The organism is Bacillus sp. EB600, from assembly GCF_024494385.1.
Classification (GTDB): domain Bacteria; phylum Bacillota; class Bacilli; order Bacillales; family Cytobacillaceae; genus JAEVLT01.
Genome location: NZ_JAEVLT010000009.1, coordinates 48,848 through 66,653 on the forward strand (window position 1 = coordinate 48,848; position 17,806 = coordinate 66,653).

Annotated in this window: 18 protein-coding genes; 17 read left to right on the top strand and 1 reads right to left on the bottom strand. The window is 36.9% G+C overall.

The annotated features are described in order from the left end of the window. The first annotated feature begins 527 nt into the window (after positions 1 to 527). The 7 genes from JN080_RS11830 (at position 528) to JN080_RS11860 (ending at position 7,087) form a co-directional block, all read left to right on the top strand. Positions 528 to 1,418, top strand: coding sequence for a branched-chain amino acid ABC transporter permease (locus JN080_RS11830; protein WP_256236335.1), 891 nt, complete (start codon positions 528 to 530; stop codon positions 1,416 to 1,418). 22 nt (positions 1,419 to 1,440) lie between these two features. After that, positions 1,441 to 2,436, top strand: a complete 996-nt coding sequence (locus JN080_RS11835; protein ID WP_256236214.1) for a branched-chain amino acid ABC transporter permease — start codon at positions 1,441 to 1,443, stop codon at positions 2,434 to 2,436. Positions 2,437 to 2,441: 5 nt separating this feature from the next. After that, positions 2,442 to 3,224: an ABC transporter ATP-binding protein gene (locus JN080_RS11840; protein ID WP_256236215.1), complete on the top strand. Its 783-nt coding sequence runs from the start codon at positions 2,442 to 2,444 to the stop codon at positions 3,222 to 3,224. Next, complete coding sequence (locus JN080_RS11845; protein ID WP_309144672.1) at positions 3,211 to 3,912, top strand: ABC transporter ATP-binding protein; 702 nt, start codon at positions 3,211 to 3,213, stop codon at positions 3,910 to 3,912. Before JN080_RS11840 ends, JN080_RS11845 begins: the two co-directional genes overlap by 14 nt. Positions 3,913 to 3,940: 28 nt before the next feature. Then, positions 3,941 to 5,137, top strand: a complete 1,197-nt coding sequence (locus JN080_RS11850; protein ID WP_256236217.1) for an ABC transporter substrate-binding protein — start codon at positions 3,941 to 3,943, stop codon at positions 5,135 to 5,137. Between the two features lie 125 nt (positions 5,138 to 5,262). Beyond that, entirely contained in the window at positions 5,263 to 6,027 is a 765-nt protein-coding gene (locus JN080_RS11855) for an SDR family NAD(P)-dependent oxidoreductase (protein WP_256236218.1), read from the top strand. A 91-nt stretch (positions 6,028 to 6,118) separates the two neighbouring features. After that, positions 6,119 to 7,087 (top strand): bile acid:sodium symporter family protein, encoded by a 969-nt coding sequence (locus JN080_RS11860; protein WP_256236219.1) that lies wholly within the window; start codon positions 6,119 to 6,121, stop codon positions 7,085 to 7,087. Positions 7,088 to 7,150: 63 nt separating this feature from the next. Here the strand turns inward: JN080_RS11860 and JN080_RS11865 are convergent, their stop codons facing one another. Then, entirely contained in the window at positions 7,151 to 7,954 is an 804-nt protein-coding gene (locus JN080_RS11865) for an alpha/beta fold hydrolase (RefSeq protein ID WP_256236220.1), read from the bottom strand. A gap of 393 nt (positions 7,955 to 8,347) precedes the next feature. Between JN080_RS11865 and JN080_RS11870 the strand changes: the two genes are divergently transcribed. From JN080_RS11870 to mbcS, 10 genes are all read left to right on the top strand, one after another. Continuing rightward, positions 8,348 to 9,124 (top strand): SDR family NAD(P)-dependent oxidoreductase, encoded by a 777-nt coding sequence (locus tag JN080_RS11870; RefSeq protein ID WP_256236221.1) that lies wholly within the window; start codon positions 8,348 to 8,350, stop codon positions 9,122 to 9,124. Between the two features lie 51 nt (positions 9,125 to 9,175). Continuing rightward, complete coding sequence (locus tag JN080_RS11875; RefSeq protein WP_256236222.1) at positions 9,176 to 10,186, top strand: amidohydrolase family protein; 1,011 nt, start codon at positions 9,176 to 9,178, stop codon at positions 10,184 to 10,186. A 15-nt stretch (positions 10,187 to 10,201) separates the two neighbouring features. After that, the gene (locus JN080_RS11880) at positions 10,202 to 11,458 is read left to right on the top strand and encodes an aromatic ring-hydroxylating oxygenase subunit alpha (RefSeq protein WP_256236223.1); all 1,257 of its coding nucleotides are present in this window, start codon (positions 10,202 to 10,204) and stop codon (positions 11,456 to 11,458) included. A 10-nt stretch (positions 11,459 to 11,468) separates the two neighbouring features. Continuing rightward, positions 11,469 to 11,954, top strand: coding sequence for an aromatic-ring-hydroxylating dioxygenase subunit beta (locus JN080_RS11885; RefSeq protein ID WP_256236224.1), 486 nt, complete (start codon positions 11,469 to 11,471; stop codon positions 11,952 to 11,954). A gap of 24 nt (positions 11,955 to 11,978) precedes the next feature. Further along, the gene (locus JN080_RS11890) at positions 11,979 to 12,890 is read left to right on the top strand and encodes a VOC family protein (protein WP_256236225.1); all 912 of its coding nucleotides are present in this window, start codon (positions 11,979 to 11,981) and stop codon (positions 12,888 to 12,890) included. Between the two features lie 211 nt (positions 12,891 to 13,101). Further along, positions 13,102 to 14,001: a LysR family transcriptional regulator gene (locus JN080_RS11895; RefSeq protein WP_256236226.1), complete on the top strand. Its 900-nt coding sequence runs from the start codon at positions 13,102 to 13,104 to the stop codon at positions 13,999 to 14,001. 240 nt (positions 14,002 to 14,241) lie between these two features. Then, positions 14,242 to 14,547, top strand: a complete 306-nt coding sequence (locus JN080_RS11900; protein ID WP_256236227.1) for a hypothetical protein — start codon at positions 14,242 to 14,244, stop codon at positions 14,545 to 14,547. 344 nt (positions 14,548 to 14,891) lie between these two features. Next, complete coding sequence (locus JN080_RS11905; RefSeq protein ID WP_256236228.1) at positions 14,892 to 15,068, top strand: hypothetical protein; 177 nt, start codon at positions 14,892 to 14,894, stop codon at positions 15,066 to 15,068. Next, positions 15,065 to 16,078, top strand: coding sequence for a zinc-binding dehydrogenase (locus JN080_RS11910; RefSeq protein ID WP_256236229.1), 1,014 nt, complete (start codon positions 15,065 to 15,067; stop codon positions 16,076 to 16,078). The genes JN080_RS11905 and JN080_RS11910 overlap by 4 nt, the downstream gene beginning before the upstream one ends. 96 nt (positions 16,079 to 16,174) lie before the next feature. Then, positions 16,175 to 17,764, top strand: a complete 1,590-nt coding sequence (mbcS, locus tag JN080_RS11915; protein WP_256236230.1) for an acyl-CoA synthetase MbcS — start codon at positions 16,175 to 16,177, stop codon at positions 17,762 to 17,764. Positions 17,765 to 17,806: the final 42 nt, after the last annotated feature.

A 17,806-nucleotide genomic window follows, 5' to 3' on the forward strand; every position in this document is an offset into this window, starting at 1 on the left:
GAGGATGCGACTTTTATAGAAGACATCGAATTTCCTTGTTCAACTCTAATAAGTATCTAAACTTTTGATTATCTAATTATCCTATTATTAATTCTATTTCAAACGATAGAAAAATAAAAGTAACAGATTTTTGCTAAGCATGGGGACGGTTCTTTTGCTTCCTTTGGAAGGAAGCAAAAGAACCGTCCCCATGCTTTCCCATGCTTTACCTTAATCAAACGTTTGATTAAATTCTTGAGCGGAGCAGGAACACTATCTGCCAGGTAGAATGGTTCACTCCTGTCCCTCAACATAAAAATATTATGCACCAAATTATGTAGTATAGAAAAATTCTTTTTATTGACCATTAATTTTAAGATATTTCAATTGGTTAAAATGAAAACCTAAATTTATAATAAAAATATTCAGAAAAAATACACAATTTAAGTGAAAAGATTGTTGATTTTTAGAAGGAAGTGATACTAACTACTTAATTAGCTTTTACGACTCTATTAAAAAATATATTAGGGGGAACAAAATTGGATTCAATGAATCTTTTATTTCAACAAAGTATTTGGAGTGGAATCACGATTGGCTTTGTATATGGATTAGTAGCGCTAGGGTTTACCTTAATTTATAACGTTAACAAAGTATTAAATATCGCACAAGGTGAATTTGTTATGCTGGGAGCAATGCTGCTGTATTCTTTTGTAACGATCTTAAATGTCCCAATCGTTGTTGCTTTAATTTTAGTGCTGATCATTTCAGGTGCAGTTGGTGCGGTAATGGTAAAAGGTGCCATTGAACCATTGAAAAAACCAGATATCTTAACACTTATTATCGCAACGGTGGCGTTTAGTGAAATTATTAAGGGAATATCATTGTTAATTTGGGGCAGCGATCATTTTGCGATTCCGTCCTTTTTTGGAAGCGCTTCAATCAAAATTTTTTCAGCGACCGTCAGTATGCAAACCTTTTTAATCATCGGGGTCACATTGATTATTTTCTTAGCTTTTAATTGGATTAATAAAAAGACAAGCTTTGGAATGTCCTTAACAGCAATTGCGGGAGATCCTTATGCAGCTCAATTAATGGGAATTAACGTTAAGAGGATGACTGTTTTGGTCTTTGTTATGGGAGCTGTAATGGGGGCAATTGGCGGGATCCTGGTTGGACCGATGACAACGATGAGTTACTATCAGGGGACGATGCTGGGAGTTAAAGCATTTATTGCCGCGCTGATCGGTGGATTAGGTAGCTATGGCGGGGCGATCATTGGCGGCTTAGTATTAGGCATTTTTGAGGCGTTTGCAGCGGGATTTGTTTCTTCTTTATTTAAAGATGCCTTTTCGATATTACTGCTTCTCATTATTTTAGTCCTCCTTCCTAAGGGGCTGGTTGATATCAAAAAACTGTTTAAAATTTCTCATTCAAATTAATTTGCGGAGGTGTAAAAGTACATTGATCAAAAAAGTTTTTACTTGGGACTTAATTTTACTTTTGTTATTTATCCTATTTGCTCCTTTCGTAATGGGAAAACTGTATTTTTTCGACACTATTAATATTATTGGCATCTATGTCCTGTCAGTGATTGGTCTTAATTTAATTCTCGGTGTTACTGGTTTAATATCAATGGGACATGCAGCATTCTTTGGTCTTGGTGCCTACTTTTCTGCCTATATCTCCATTCACTTTGAAATGAATACATTTCTTTCGATTTTCATTAGTTGTCTTTTGGTTGCCTTGATTGTATTTGTCCTTTCATTTCCACTGCTGCGTTTATCTGGATATTTTTTAGCATTAGGAACCCTGGGTATAGGTGTTATTGTTCATACCTTGTTGAATGGAGGGGGTTCACTGACAGGAGGTCCAAATGGAATAACGGGAATACCGGGCTTTTCAATTGGGACTTTTACCTTTTCTTCGACAACAGACCATTTTTACTTAATATGGCTGACCGTACTGGTTGTCTATATCCTAGCGAAAAATATCATTAATTCCAGGGAAGGACGGGCTTTGAAAGCCATCCATTCAGATGAAGAAGCCGCAACTTCCTTCGGAGTAAATATTTTCAAATCAAAAATGAAGATTTTTATTTTAGGCAGTACTCTGAGTGCACTTGCTGGAGCATATTATGCTCATTATATGTTTTTTATTTCTCCGGAGATTGCAAGTTTAAATAGTTCCATTGACATGATTACAATGGGATTTTTGGGTGGACTTGGCTCCTATTTGGGACCGGTGTTCGGTGCCTCTGTCTTTCAAGTCATTCCACAGCTTTCCGCTAACGCTCAGGAGTATCAGACTTTAATTGAAGGAGTGATTCTTCTCCTGATCATCATCTTTTTTACCGGCGGTATCCAGTCAGTCATTAACAAAGTAATCTCTGTTTTTAAACATAAAAGATCTGCCACTGCTGTAAAGGAAGTTCAAATCTTGAATAAAGAAGGGATGTGAACAAATTGACGTTACTCACTGTTGAAAATTTGTCCAAATCTTTTGGTGATTTAAAAGCTGTTCAAAACGTTTCGTTTAACGTTGAAAAAGGTCAAATTGTTTCCATCATCGGTCCAAATGGAGCAGGAAAATCAACCCTATTAAATTTAATTACACGGGTTTTACCCTCTACAAAAGGAAGAGTCTTTATAGAAGATAAAGAAGTGACACAAATAAAAACAAGGGAATTAGTTAAACTTGGTGTTTCAAGAACCTTTCAAAACATTAGGCTATTTAAAATAAATGAAATGACTGTTCTTGAGAATATTTTATTAGGATTTTATCACCAGTATCACCATGGCCTGATCGTGTCTAGCTTTCGTATTGGAAAGGCAAGAAAAAACGAAAAAGAAATGCTGGAAAGAGCTTATGAAATTATGGATTTTGTGGGTATTGTCCACTTAGCTCAAACTCCGATAACTGAATTGGCCTTTGGTAATCAAAGATTAGTAGAATTGGGCAGAGCTTTAGCAGCACAACCCAAACTACTTATTTTAGATGAACCTGCTGCCGGATTAAATGATATCGAAACAGATAAATTTTCAGAGTTGATTAAAAAAATAAATCGAATGGGTGTAACCCTTTTATTGGTTGAACATCATATGGGGCTGGTAATGGATATCTCTGATAAAATTGTCGTTTTAAATTATGGTGAAAAATTAGTAGAAGGAACTCCTGCAGAAATTCAAACCAATGAAGTCGTGATAGAAGCATATCTCGGGAAGGAGAATGAATATGCTGGAGCTTAATGATATTTATGCTCGCTACGAACAAGTGAATGTATTAAAAGGAATAAATCTTCATGTCGAAAAAGGTGAGGTTATTAGTTTACTAGGAGCAAATGGGGCCGGGAAAACATCGATTTTAAAAACGATAACAGGTGGAATCACAATTACATCGGGAAAGGTAGTATTTGAGAAGGAGGTGATTCATACACTGCCTGGTTATTCCGTTGCCCGTAAAGGAATTGCGCATATTCCTGAGAACCGAAGAGTTTTTAAGGATCTTAGTGTAGAAGATAATTTAATTTTAGGAGGGGTCAAGCACGCTAAAAAGAAGGAATATCAAAAACGAATAGATGAGATCTATGAATTATTTCCCAGGTTGAATGAACGAAAAAAACAGCTGGCAGGAACAATGAGTGGTGGAGAGCAGCAAATGCTTGCCATTGGCAGGGGATTAATGATGGAACCTAAGCTGATCATCTTGGATGAACCCTCACAAGGGCTGGCACCAAAGATTGTCGAGGAAATTTTTAAAACCATTAAAAATTTAGGCGAGGAGGGCAGGACGATTATTTTAGTAGAACAAAATATATTTCAAGCGTTACAAATCTCTCACCGGGGCTATGTCATTAAAAATGGCGAAATATTTATGGAAGGTTCAGCAAGAGCGCTTAGAGAAAATGAAGAGATGAAAGAGGCTTACTTACACTAAATATATAAAAATATGAGGGGGACTTTTAGTGAATAGAAAAATTCGTTTTTCAGCAATCAGTCTAGTTATAGCAATTTTGTTATTACTTTCAGCATGTTCATCTCAAAAAACAAGTTCATCTAGCGAAAAAGATCCGATTGTATTAGGTTCAACCATGGCCATGACTGGTGGTACAGGATATTTAGGTCAAGGGTTTAAAAAGTCATATGATCTGGCGATTAAGAAGATAAATGAAGATGGCGGGATTAATGGCCGTAAAGTAAAAATCATTTATTATGATGATGAAAATAAACCAGAGAAAGCCGTTCAAAATGTCCAAAGATTAATCAAGAAAGATGGAGTCCATATTATACTAGGACCTAGTACGGCTACAACTTCTTCAGCTGTTCAACCAATTGTTGATCGGGAAAAAGTCATTATGTTTTCTGGATCAAGTGCTTATACGGCACCTGCAAACAGCTTTGGATTTAATACAACATTAAAACAAGAAGCCATGCACCAAATTCATCATGAGTGGTTTATTCAAAAGGGGATCAAGAAAGTTGGGCTGCTTGCTACAACTGATTCCAGCGGCGATGTTTCCGTTAATATTGTAAATAGTAAATTTAACCATAAAAATGGAATTGAATATGTCATTGAAAGAATGGGATTAGATGAAACGGATGTTTCTCCACAATTAACAAAATTAAAAAGTGAAGGGATTCAAGCACTCGTTATTATTGGACCAGGGGCCCCGCCGATTATTGCGATTAAAAATGCCGTCCAGGCTAATTTTAATATGCCAATTCTCTTAACACACAGTCAGGTTTCGCGGCAATTTGCTGAATCCATTAAGGGGTTTATTCCGAACCAGCTGTACTTCGCGGGAACTGCGCCTATGGCCTATAAGGAAGTACAAGCTGATAATCCATTAAAACCACTGATGGTAAAATTTGCAGAAGATTACAAAAAAGAGTATAACGCTGAAATTGACCACGTTGCTGCCGTCGGCTATGATTCCGTTTTATCGGTGATTAAAGGGATTCAAATGGCAGGCAGTGATGATCCGGCTAAAATTAAAAATGTGTTTGAAACAAAGTTTAAAAATATGAATTTTACCACCAGTGTTGTCAATTACACAACAAAAGACCACCAGGGTACAAATATGGATGGCGCTGTTCTGCTTAGATTAGATAAAGATTTATCCTGGCATATCGAGTGGGAACCAAAATTCTGGAAAAAATAAGGCCTCTTTTTTCGAAAAAATTGTGGCTACAAAGATGTAAAAATAAGAAAGTGATCGTAACAAGAGTGTATTATACTTGACGGATGGAAAATAGCTTAGTTATTTGAAGGAGGGTGGTAAATAAGGTGAACATTCCCCAATATGATTTAAAAGGAAAAAACGCGATCGTCACCGGCGGCACAAAAGGGATTGGCTATGCAATGGCATATACATTAGCACACTATGGAGCGAATGTAATCATAACTGGCCGTAATACACAAGATGGTGAGAATGCATCCAAAGAATTAAGGTCGCTTGGCCCTAATGTAAAATATATTCCTTGTGATGTGACGAAAAAAGATCAAATTGGACAGATGATCAATGAAGCTATTCAGGAATTTGGCACCATTGATATCTTAGTCAATAATGCTGGGATGAATAAAAGACAAATGATTCATGATGTTGAGGAAGAAACCTGGGACCAAATTATCAACACGAATCTTAAAGGATATTTCTTAACAGGCCAGTTGGTTTCCAAACATATGATGGAAAGAAAAACAGGTGTCATTATAAATGTTTCGTCTATATTAGGCTCAGTTGGTATTCCTTACATGTCAAGCTATGCAGCGTCAAAAGGAGGGGTAGATCAGTTAACGAGAGTTTGGGCACATGAACTTGGTCCATTTAATATTCGTGTAAATGCACTAGCTCCTGGATTTTTGAATAAATCGATGTCAGGCGGCTGGCTTTCTGAACCCAAAACCAAACAAACATTAATTGATTCCACTATGCTTGGCAGATTAGGAGAATTAGAGGATCTAGCAGGACCAACGTTATTCCTTGCATCGGATATGTCATCCTATGTTACTGGACATGTCCTTTATGTAGAAGGCGGTTGGGTGGCCCGATAAAAACAAAGGATTCATCATCACCGTTGTACGATTGTACATAGGTGGTGATGAATCTTTCAATGTTTCAGCTTGAAGAGACTGGGGGATCAGAATGAATTTTTTTCAGAAAGTTATCGCTGTCATTTCTAAATTTTTACCCTTGTGGATTATCGTTTGTGCATTGATTGCCTATATAATCCCTGAGTTTTTTACTTCCATTCGTAATTTAACGAGCCTGGCATTAGGAATTATATTCTTGTTAATGGGGATGACCTTATCAATCGAAAGTTTTATTTCTGTCATAAAGAAGCCCAAATTTGCTTTTATTGGCGTTTCTATTAAATGGATTATTTCTGTTGGATTATCGGTCATCCTCGCCTATATCTTTTTTACAAATGAACCAGATTTAGCAGCTGGTGTTATCTTGGCGGGTTCTGTCTCAAGCGGAACATCAGCAAACTTATATAGCTTGATAGCCGGTGGTGAAGTGGCTTTAAGTTTATCGATGGCCACCATTGATACAATTATATCCCCGTTATTAACACCAATCCTTATGCAATTTTTCGCGGGGAAATTTATTTCCATTGAGTTCTGGTCTCTATTTTTAAATATTATTTATGTGGTTTTTATACCGCTATTTTTGGGATTGTTTATAAAATGGAAATGGGGGAATAAAGTAGAGGTTATTACACCCTATACATCTGTACTTTCCATGTTAGCATTATTTATTGTCGTGTTGTCTGTCGTTTCAAATGCACAACAATCATTACAGGATAATCTTAACTTGCTTCCGATAATTTTTCTTACTGTTTTTTTACAGGTTACCATTCCGATGTTTACAGGTTATTTTATTGCGAGGCTGCTTAAAATTTCTGAAACCAACTGCAGAGCCATTTTATTTCATACAGGAATTTGTAATACCGCATTAGCAGCAACATTGGCGATGCAGCATATTAATTCGATCGCAGCGGTTCCAGCTGTAGCGAATATGATTGTTAATTTAACCATGGGTGCACTTGTCGCCAATTTATTTAAATATAAATTCCAAATTACTAGCAAAGCAGAAACCTTTTTAAGCTAGAAAAAATAAAAAAGGATACTCTATTTATAATAGAAGTATCCTTTTCTTATAACATGAAATTCTTTAATGATTTCGAATATAATCAGCTGTCACTCTAGTAAACTCTTCTGGATACTCCATCATCGCCCAGTGGCCGCAATGTGGAATGACATATAACCAGGCATTCGGTAATGTATTTAAGAGATGAAAGGATTCATCAATTGGAACCATCTTATCTAATGTACCATGGACAATCAGTGTTTTATTGGTAATCGTTTTCAATTCTTCATCTGAGAAATCATGTGCGAGTATGCCTTGCATTGTTGCACCATATGCTTCTAGTGCACCTGGTTCTTCTGTTAATGATAATCTGTAATTTACTAATTCGTCATTTACTTCGAAGTTAGGATTCGTTAAATGAGCTACAATATTGTGCATGGCATCGAAGTCGATTTTATAATTGATTAATGCCTGCATTCCATCTGATTGTTTTTTTGGTTTTCCTGTTCCCATTAGAATGAGTTTATCAATTCTACTGGAATTTTTCAGTGCGGCTCCTAAACTTGTTAATCCGCCCATCGAATTTCCAACTAATGTTACCTTTTCTAACTCTAATGCTGATATAAGGTCCAACAATTGATCTACACGGGCATCATGATTATATTGAAATTCAACTGGATTAGGCTTATCCGATTTACCAAAGCCTACCGCATCAATAGCAATCGCTCTGAAACCTTTATCTGCATATAACTCTAATACCTTCTTCCAATTTCCCAAGCCGTCTGCGCCAGCCCCTCCGCCATGAAGGAGAATCAGCGGGTCTCCGGTTCCCATTTCCCAATAATGTGTTTGATATTGATTGGTTTTAATAAACTTTTCTTGTGCCATCTTAAAACTCCTTTCAAATTTACTATCACATAAAAATCCTTGTTTATTATGTGAATTTTCAATCTACTATTAAGTATAATCACCTATTTTCGTAATTTCCAATTGAAAAAGCATTGTATTTTAGGAGTTATTTAAATAAATTTCTATCGAACGATGGGAATGAAATAAATCTACTTTATTTATAAAGGAAAGTTGGTATGAAAAAAAATCCGCTGACTTGGATAGATATTTTATTAAATTGGACGATAAACAGAAAGGATTTTCAATTGGTTTTTTTAAAAAACGGGTCCTATAATTTAATTACAGAACAAAATATCCTAATTTTCTAACTATTTTACTAAATAGTTTTGTAGCCGTTTTCATTACAAAAAATAATTAAAGAGGAGTCTTTTCATGCTAAATAGTAGACCAAATCTAACTTTAAAAGGGAAAGTTGCAATTGTTACAGGTTCATCAAGAGGAATCGGAAATGGTATTGCGAAAACCCTTGCTGCAGAAGGTGCACACGTAGTTGTGACAGGAACAGATGAAGATCGGACAAGGTTAGCTGCAGAGGAAATACAACAACAGGTTGATTCAGAAATCGAGTACTTTGTTGGTGACCTATCCAAGGAAGAAGTTGTCGAGTCATTAATGGAAAAAACAATCAGCCGTTGGGGCAGGATTGATATTCTCGTTAATAATGCCGGTGGGGGTGTGATTTTGCCATTCCTCTCCCAAACAAGTGAAACGCTAAAAACGACGATTGATCGAAATTTATGGACTAGCTTATGGGCATGTCATAAGGTTCTCCCCTATATGGTGCAACAAAATTATGGAAGGATTATCAATATAGGTGCTGATTCTGTACGTAATGGTCTATGGGACCATGCGGCATATAATGCGGCAAAAGGGGGAGTTCATGCCTTAACCACCGGCCTGGCAAGAGAATTTGCAGAATACGATATTACCGTTAATACGATTGCTCCACCTGCTGTAGAATCGGAACCGTTGCAAAAAGTGAAGGATAAAGATCCTGAATTGGCAAAGAAATATATCGATATTATCCCTAAAGGCAGAGGGGCCTATGTGGGGGAAATTGCAGATTCCGTTTGGTTTTTAGCAACGGGCAGAGCGAAATTTATTACGGGGCAAGTGATTAGTGTAAATGGCGGAAGCACCATGTTATAAATAAATTCAACTGAAAATTTCGATAACAATCTGGAAGGAGGAAGAGAAGGATTGATAATTGATGTCCATACACACTTTGTGCCTGAGCATTTGCCACATATGGCCGATCGAAACGGAGGAGACCTTTGGCCTACATTGCATTGTTCCTGTGGAGGAGCAGATCATAAACATGTCATGATTTCAGGTAAAAGTTTTAGAACGATAACAAATCAATGCTGGGACCCTAACCGCAGAATGGCTGATATGAATGATGAAGACGTGGATATCCAGGTTTTATCTCCAATGCCCGAGTTGTTATCGTATTGGTTTGCGGCAAAAGATACGCTTGAATTTTCCCGTTATATTAACTTTCAATTATCGGAATTTATCGCGCAAAATTCAAATCGATTCTATGGTTTAGGAATGCTGCCAATGCAGGATCCGGAGCTTGCGGCTAAAGAAATTAAATATATGAAAAATAATTTTGGGTTAAATGGTATTGAGGTCGGTACAAACATAAATGGAAAATCGATAGGCCATCCTGATTTTCTACCATTTTTTGCAGAAGCAGAAGCTGAGGAGTTGGTCATTTTTATTCATGCCCTCCATCCTTTCGGAAGTGACCGGAATGTGGGTCCTCCAATGTTAGCCAATTTAATTGGGTTTCCTAATGAGAATGCCGTCGCCATCGCTTCACTCATTACAGGTGGTATGTTAGAAAGGTTTCCGAATTTAAAAATATATGCGAGCCATGGCGGCGGATCATTATCTTCGATTTTGCCGCGTCTAAATTATGGCTGGGAAACAATGGAGGACATGCAAAAGGTTATTCCTAAGCAGCCAGGTTATTACGCAAAGAAAATCTTCTATGACACACTTGTGTATGACCTTGAAACGGTAACACACTTATCGAAAGTGTTTGGAGCTAACCAGCTGATGATTGGGTCAGATTATCCTTTCTCCATTCGTGAGAAGTTTCCGGGGCACTGGATGGACCAATTGGAAATCAGTAAAGAAGCAAAGGAACAGATTACATTTAAAAACGCAATGAGATTCTTTCAGATCTCATCTATAAAAATATAAATTTAGGAGGTCAATATGGAAAAATTCGTTTTTGAAGATAAGGAAAAGTTAGCATTTAAGGTAAAACGCAAAGTCTTTACAGACCAAGACATTTTGGGAAAAGAACGGGAGGAGATTTTTAGTAAATGCTGGCTTTTCATTGGTCATGAATCCGAAGTTCCTAAAAAGGGAGACTTTAAAAGGAAAAAGGTAGGAGGGAGAGAACTTCTTTTTAATCGTGGAAGTGATGGAGAAATAAGAGCCTTTTATAATTCTTGTCCCCATCGAGGTGCGATGGTATGCCGGGAGCATAGCGGGAATTCTAAGGTATTCCGTTGTTTCTATCATGCTTGGAGTTTTGATAGCACTGGTAAATTAGTAGGTTTCCCGGACAAGGAAGGATTTCCAAAAGACTTTAATAGCGATCATTCAAAAGATTTAATGGAAGTATACCGGGTGGAAAGCTACAGAGGTTTAGTATTTGTGAATTTTGATCATTATGCTGTTTCTTTAGAGGAGTATTTAGGAAAGGCAAAAGAATACATTGATTTAGTTGCTGACCAATCAGAAGCGGGAATGGAAGTATTGGAAAGCCCTCAGGAATACAGTGTCCGGGCGAATTGGAAGCTGCTGGTCGAAAACAGTATTGATGCCTATCATGGAATCCCAACCCATAAAACCTACTTTGATATCGTTGCTACCCGCGGCGGCGAATTATCAAATGGGGATTATGAAGGATATGGTGTTGACTTAGGAAATGGCCATGGTGCGATGGAATACACAAGTGCCTGGGGCAGGCCGGTTGCCCGTTGGATGCCTGCTTGGGGTGAGGACGGAAAAAGGGAGATTGAAAAAATAAAAAAGAGTTTAACTGAAAGGTTTGGAAGCGAAAGAGCAGATCGAATTGCTAATTATAATCGAAATATCTTTATTTTCCCAAATCTCATAATCAATGATATTATGGCTGTTACGATTCGAACCTTTTATCCAATAACACCTGGTTATATGGAAGTCACGGGTTATGCTTTAGCTACAAAAAATGAGAATGAACAATTCCGTCAAAGAAGAAATGATAATTTCTTGGAATTTCTTGGTCCGGGTGGTTTTGCCACACCGGATGATAATGAGGCACTTGAGCTGTGCCAACAAGGTTTTGAAAATAATAAGGAAGCCCAATGGAATGATATCTCAAAAGGAATGAATCGAGATCCTAAATCAACTGATGAAGAACAAATTCGCGCATTTTGGAGAAGATATAGTGACGTCATGTCAAAACAAGAAACAAGAATCTAGGAGGCTTTTTATGAAAAAGACATATGATGAAATAAGAGAATTTTTATATTATGAAGCTGAACTTCTGGATGAATGGAAATTGGAAGAATGGGCGTCACTATTTACATCCAGTGGAATGTACTTAATCCCGCCAATTGGAAATCCTAATGCCGATAATAAACAGCACCTCTATTTTGCCTACGATGACCGTGCCAGACTTGAACAAAGAGCAAAAAGGTTGTTAAAAAAAGAGGCTCATGTTGAATTTCCGCATTCTACGACTGTGAGAAATATTCATAATATTTCGATTAAAGACATAGATGAAACGAATAATCGAACCAAAGTGAGATGTAACTTCACAACATTTAGGACGAAACGTGAAAAATTAGATAGTTATGTCGGTGTTTTGGAATACCAGTTGGTTTTAGAGAATGATGAGTTGAAGATAGAAGAAAAGAAAGTGATTCTTAAACTTGATAGTTTACGGCCACAAGGAAAGATCAGTGTTATTTTATAATCATTTGAAAGGGGAGAATGAAGAATGTTTCGATATAAGAAACTTGGATATGTTGCCTTAAATGTTAGTAATCTAAAGAAATCAACTGATTATTATGAAAAGATGGTAGGTTTACAATTGGTCGAATCAAATGAAGGAGGTCCATCATTTTTTCGGTGCAGCAATGATCACCATAATGTTATCCTCTATCAAATTAATGCTGAACCAGGAATTAAACGTGTTGGATTTCAACTGGAAAATGATGAACAGCTGGAAATGGCTTATCGTGAATTTGTAAAAAGGGGCCTTCAACCGGTGGAGGTAGAAAAGGAAGAACTAAGTGAGCTTAAACAAGGAAGGTCTTTTCGGATTATTGAACCAAATACAGGATTAGAATTGGAATACTATAGCAAAATCATGTATATGGTGAAGGATTTTGTTCCGAGACATACGAAAATTCAAAGACTGGGTCATGTGGTATTAAATGTAAGCAACATGGATGAAGCAATCGAATTTTTTGTTAATGTCTTAAACTTTAAAGTATCCGATCAACTAGATGATAACTATTGGTTAAGATGTTTTCCAAGCCCCTATCACCATTCTTTTGCATTAATTAAAAATAAAGAAACGAAATTACACCATGTTAATTTTATGGTTACGGACATAGACGATATTGGTATTGCCAGAAATCGTATTTTGAATGCCGGAGTACAGGATGTATTTGGACCAGGCCGCCATGAACCATCAACAAGTATCTTTTTCTATTTTCTTGACCCTGATGGAATGACATTAGAGTACAGTTTTGGAATGGAGGAAATACCTGAAACAAACGGCAGAGAAGCACGTATCTTAGAACCAGGACCACTTACACTGGACCGCTGGGGTGGAAAGCCGGACCCTCGGTTTGCATCGACGGGAAAAATAGAAGAAAAAGTGAAAACGAGCATAAGTAATTAATAGAATGAATGTAATCGATAAGGGATTAGCTTACACTTTATATGTTCTTATGGAAATAGTTTGCGCTATAAACATAAGGATCATAAAGTGTTTTTCCTTTGCTTATTAATAGAAACCACTTTAAACAGGATAAATTTGAAGGGATTTAGTTTATTATATATAATTAATTAAAATATTCAGAAATTTATCTTGAGCTAAAGGGGGGAATAGTATGGATACAAATCAACTTGAAACATTTTTAACGATCGCAGAATTGAAAAGTTTTTCTAAGGCTGCAGAAATTCTAAATATAACACAACCAACAGTAACAGCAAGAATTAAAAACTTAGAAAATGAATTGAATTGTTATTTATTCCAAAGGCAAGGCAAAGATGTAACCGTCACACCGCAGGGGCAAATATTTTTTGAATATTGTTCAAAAATCATAAATTATATGAATAATGCCAAAGATGCGATTGATCAATCGAAAGCGCCGATACTTAAAATTGGTTTCTGCTCAGGATTATCCTCTTCATTTATCCTTGAATCGATTAGTACCTTAAAAAGTGATCAGTTAAAAGTTAATGTTACTGAAGGTGAGAATTCTGCTGCTCTCATTAATAAAGTAAAAAATGGCTCAATTGATGCTGTTTTTGTAAGAAATCTTGTTTCATATGATGATGATCTTGTCACAGAGTATCTTTTTGATGATTTATTTGTTCTGATTACAGGGAAAAATCATCGATTAGCAGATCAAGAAAACATCACACTAGATGATTTGATTTATGAAACGCTTATTTGTTACAGCCCCGACCATCCAATATGGTCCAGTATTGAACAGAAATTAACCAGACTCCAGCAAGTTAGCCGTCTTGAGGTTGAAAATAATGATATGCTAAAAACATTTGTTAAAAATAATTGGGGTATAAGTTTTTCTCCTTTACTTGGAATCGATGAAAGTGAAAAGGATCAAATTGCAACAAAGGAAATAAAAGAAATCAGTGAAGTACCAAATAAGGTGTATGTCATCTACCGGAAGAATTCATTAACAGAAAGTTATATAAAGAAAATGGTTTATTCTTTTATTAACCACCAAATGCTGAGACAGGTTATAATGGAAACTTCTAACTAGGGAGAAGAATATGACATTAGAAGCCAACATAGGGACGGTTCTCTTGAACCCTTTTGGGGACGCAAGAACCGTCCTTGTTTTATCAATTGTCATACCATTGAGGAATGGAATGGGGAAGTAGATAAAGAGCTAAAATATTATGAGTCAAATAGCATCATAGACGAACTTGATATTACTTTCAAAAAATTAAAAGTTGAGCGGGATAATCTAAGTAAAGCATATGAGGTACATGATATTTTAATGGAGGAAGTACTGCGGGAAAGCAGTTTAACCTCGATTGCTATTTCACTTAACAAGATTAGCAATTTACCGGTTTTTATCTTAAATAAAGATTTAAATCTGCTTGCAATTTCCGGAGTTTCAGAACAAGAAGGGCAATTTTTTAAAGAAAAATGTAAGCTGTTTACAAAATTCAAAGTCTTTCAGGGTGAAAAGGATGCAATTTTTGGTCTTCCAGTTGGCCTTGAAAACTACGATTATTTAAGACAGCATGCAGGAACTGTAAAATATACTATTTGTCCTGCGGCCCATGAGGTTATTTTCTAAAGGAAAAACTTTGAGAAACCTATTTTATGCTAAGTTTTTTCTGTAGATTTTTAGTATTTTAGGACTTACAATAAAAGGTGAAAATAGAAAATTATAAATATTCAATAATCAACTCGAAGGTAGTGATGAATACCCCAAAAAATGGTCTTTTCGTTTAAAGAAGGGCTTGATAATTCTTTTGTCAACAAATATTTGTATGCGGTTACATTTTTCAATACTTGAAGAATCCAATGAAATCCAATGATTGGTGATTTCTGCATAACTGTTAAAAGACTAATCATAAATTAATAGGTTCGTATCATTCATTTTAACACGCCACAAAATTCGGATATAGAGGTGGAATAATGGAAACTGAGGTATATCGCCCACCGATTATTCTGGCGATGTTGATGAATACGGCTTTTCATCAGCAGGAAGAGAAGTTTGTTGATAAAAATGGAAGACAGCCGAGTCCGGAAGAGAAAGAACAAATTAAGGAATGGACATTGCAAACAGTAATAGGAAGGAAGAGGTCGATATGAAAGCAATTGTATTAAGAGGACTAGGCGGACCTCAAATGCTTCAATATGAAGATTTAGCTATACCTGTACTAAAAAAGGGTGAAGTGCTAATTTGTTTAAAGCATGCTTCTTTAAATAGAAGGGATGTATGGATTACTCATGGATTGTATCCCGGGATAAAGCTACCCTCAATCTTGGGAGCAGATGGAGCAGGGGAAGTGGCGGCCGTTGCAGATGATATTGAAGGAATCAAAATAGGCAGCTCTGTTATGATCAATCCGGCTTTAAATTGGGGAGATAATCAAAATTTCGATGGACCTGACTTTTCTATATTAGGCATGCCATCAGATGGAACCTATGCACAATATGTAAAGGTTCCATCTGAAAACGTATATGTAAAACCCGACTACCTTTCATGGGAGGAAGCAGCAGCTCTCCCTTTAGCCGGTTTAACAGCTTACCGAGCGTTGATAACGAGGGGAAACCTTCAAAAAGGAGAAACGGTTTTAATTCCCGGGATTGGTGGCGGGGTGGCATTGTTCGCCCTTCAAATGGCGGTAGCTAAAGGGGCAAACGTATTTGTAACATCGAGTAGTGAAGAAAAAATTGAGAAAGCCATAAAACTAGGTGCTGTAGGCGGGGTGAATTACCGCTTAGAAAATTGGGTGAAAGACTTAAAAAACATGATGGGTGGTGCTGATCTAATTATCGATGGAGTAGGCGGGAAGAATTTTATTCAATTGATCAATTTAGCTAAACCGGCGGGACGTATTGTTAACTATGGGGCAACAAACGGTCCTATTCCGGAGCTGGCACTTCCTCGGATATTTTTTAAGCATTTAGATATTAAGGGTACTACCATGGGAAGTCCACAAGATTTTGAGAAGATGCTTCAGCTTTTTAAAGATCACCAAATTCATCCGATCTTGGATCGCTCCTATCCTCTTGAAGACGTAACAAGCGCTCAATTGTATATGGAGAAGGGGCAAAATTTTGGCAAAATTACATTGGAAATTCCTGATGAAGGGTAGTTCATGGTAGTCGCTCGTTAAAGGAGATTTGTAACTAGAGCCATAATTAAGTAGGGGAGATTTTGTAATGTATGAATGAAAAAGGGAGAGATTAACATGGATAAACTGAAGTTAATTGCACCTGAATACTATAACATGGTGCAGGACATTGACAGATTTGCAGATGACCAGGGAAAAATAGCATTGTTATGGGAAGATGAAGATGGAAATACTCAAGAAATTAGCTATTTGAAATTACGTCAGGAATCCAATCGATTTGCCAATGCATTAAAAAGAATGGGTTTAAAAAAAGGAGATAAAGTTATTATTACTTTACCTCGAATTCCGGAAACATATTCTATCTATGTGGGAGCTCTGAAATTAGGGTTAATTATTTCTCCAGGATCAGAGATGTTAATGGCCAAAGATTTGCTCTATCGGGCAGTGCATTCTCAAGCGAAAGCTACAATCTGCAATGGGGAATTGATCGACCGTTTTAATCAGATTCGTGAGGAAGCAGAGAACTTAACGTATTTCATTGCTGTTGGAAAAGAGGCCGACGGGTGGTTGAATTATCAACAGTTGCTGGAAACTGAATCAGACAGTTTTGAAATCGTTCAGACCCGTTCAAATGAAATTGCATTTATTAATTATACCTCTGGTACAACAGGAAACCCAAAGGGGGTTATTCATCATCATAGTTGGGCTTTTGCACACCAAGCCGTGGCAGCTAAATTATGGCTTGATGTAAAAGAAAATGATACCGTTTGGGCTACAGCTGGACCCGGCTGGGCCAAGTGGAATTGGAGTCCATTTATGGCTACTTTGGGTAGCGGCGCAACGGGATTCGTATATAATGGGAGATTTGTCGGCGATAAATACTTAAGCTTATTAGAAAAATACAAGGTTAACGTACTATGTTGTACCCCAACAGAACACCGTTTAATGGCCAAAGTAGATGGACTGGATCAGTACAAACTCCCTTATCTGCGCAGTACCGTAAGCGCCGGGGAACCATTAAATCGACAAGTCATTGAAACGTTTAAGCACTATTTTAATGTTGAAGTGCGTGATGGTTATGGACAAACGGAAAATTCACTTATGGTAGGGACACTAATGGGAATGGAATTGAAACCAGGATCCATGGGAAAACCCACTCCGGGCAATCGAATAGAAATTATTGATGAGGATGGAATTCCAGTTCCTGTTGGGAAAGTGGGTGACATTGCCATACATCGTGACACTCCTGCTTTATTCAAAGGTTATTTAAATGATCCCGAACGTACCGCTGCGGCTTTCCGTGGAGATTGGTACTTAACAGGGGATCAAGCTAAAAAGGATGAAGACGGCTATTTCTGGTTTGAAGGGCGTTCCGATGATATCATTATAAGTTCCGGATATACCATTGGACCGTTTGAAGTGGAAGATGCTCTTGTCAAACATCCAGCGGTCAGAGAATGTGCTGTCGTGGCGAGTCCTGATGAAGTTCGTGGAACAATTGTAAAAGCCTTTGTGGTTTTAAAAGATCCAATTGAATCCAATGAAGAATTAGTTAATCAATTACAGGACCATGTGAAAAACATGACAGCTCCTTATAAATACCCGAGAGAAATCGAATTTGTCAGTGAACTTCCTAAAACGACTTCAGGAAAGATTCGCCGTATAGAATTAAGACATTTGGAAAAACAAAAAAAATCATTTGTTTAAATGAACAAAGGTTTTACTTTGTAACTTGATTTTAGGTAACAG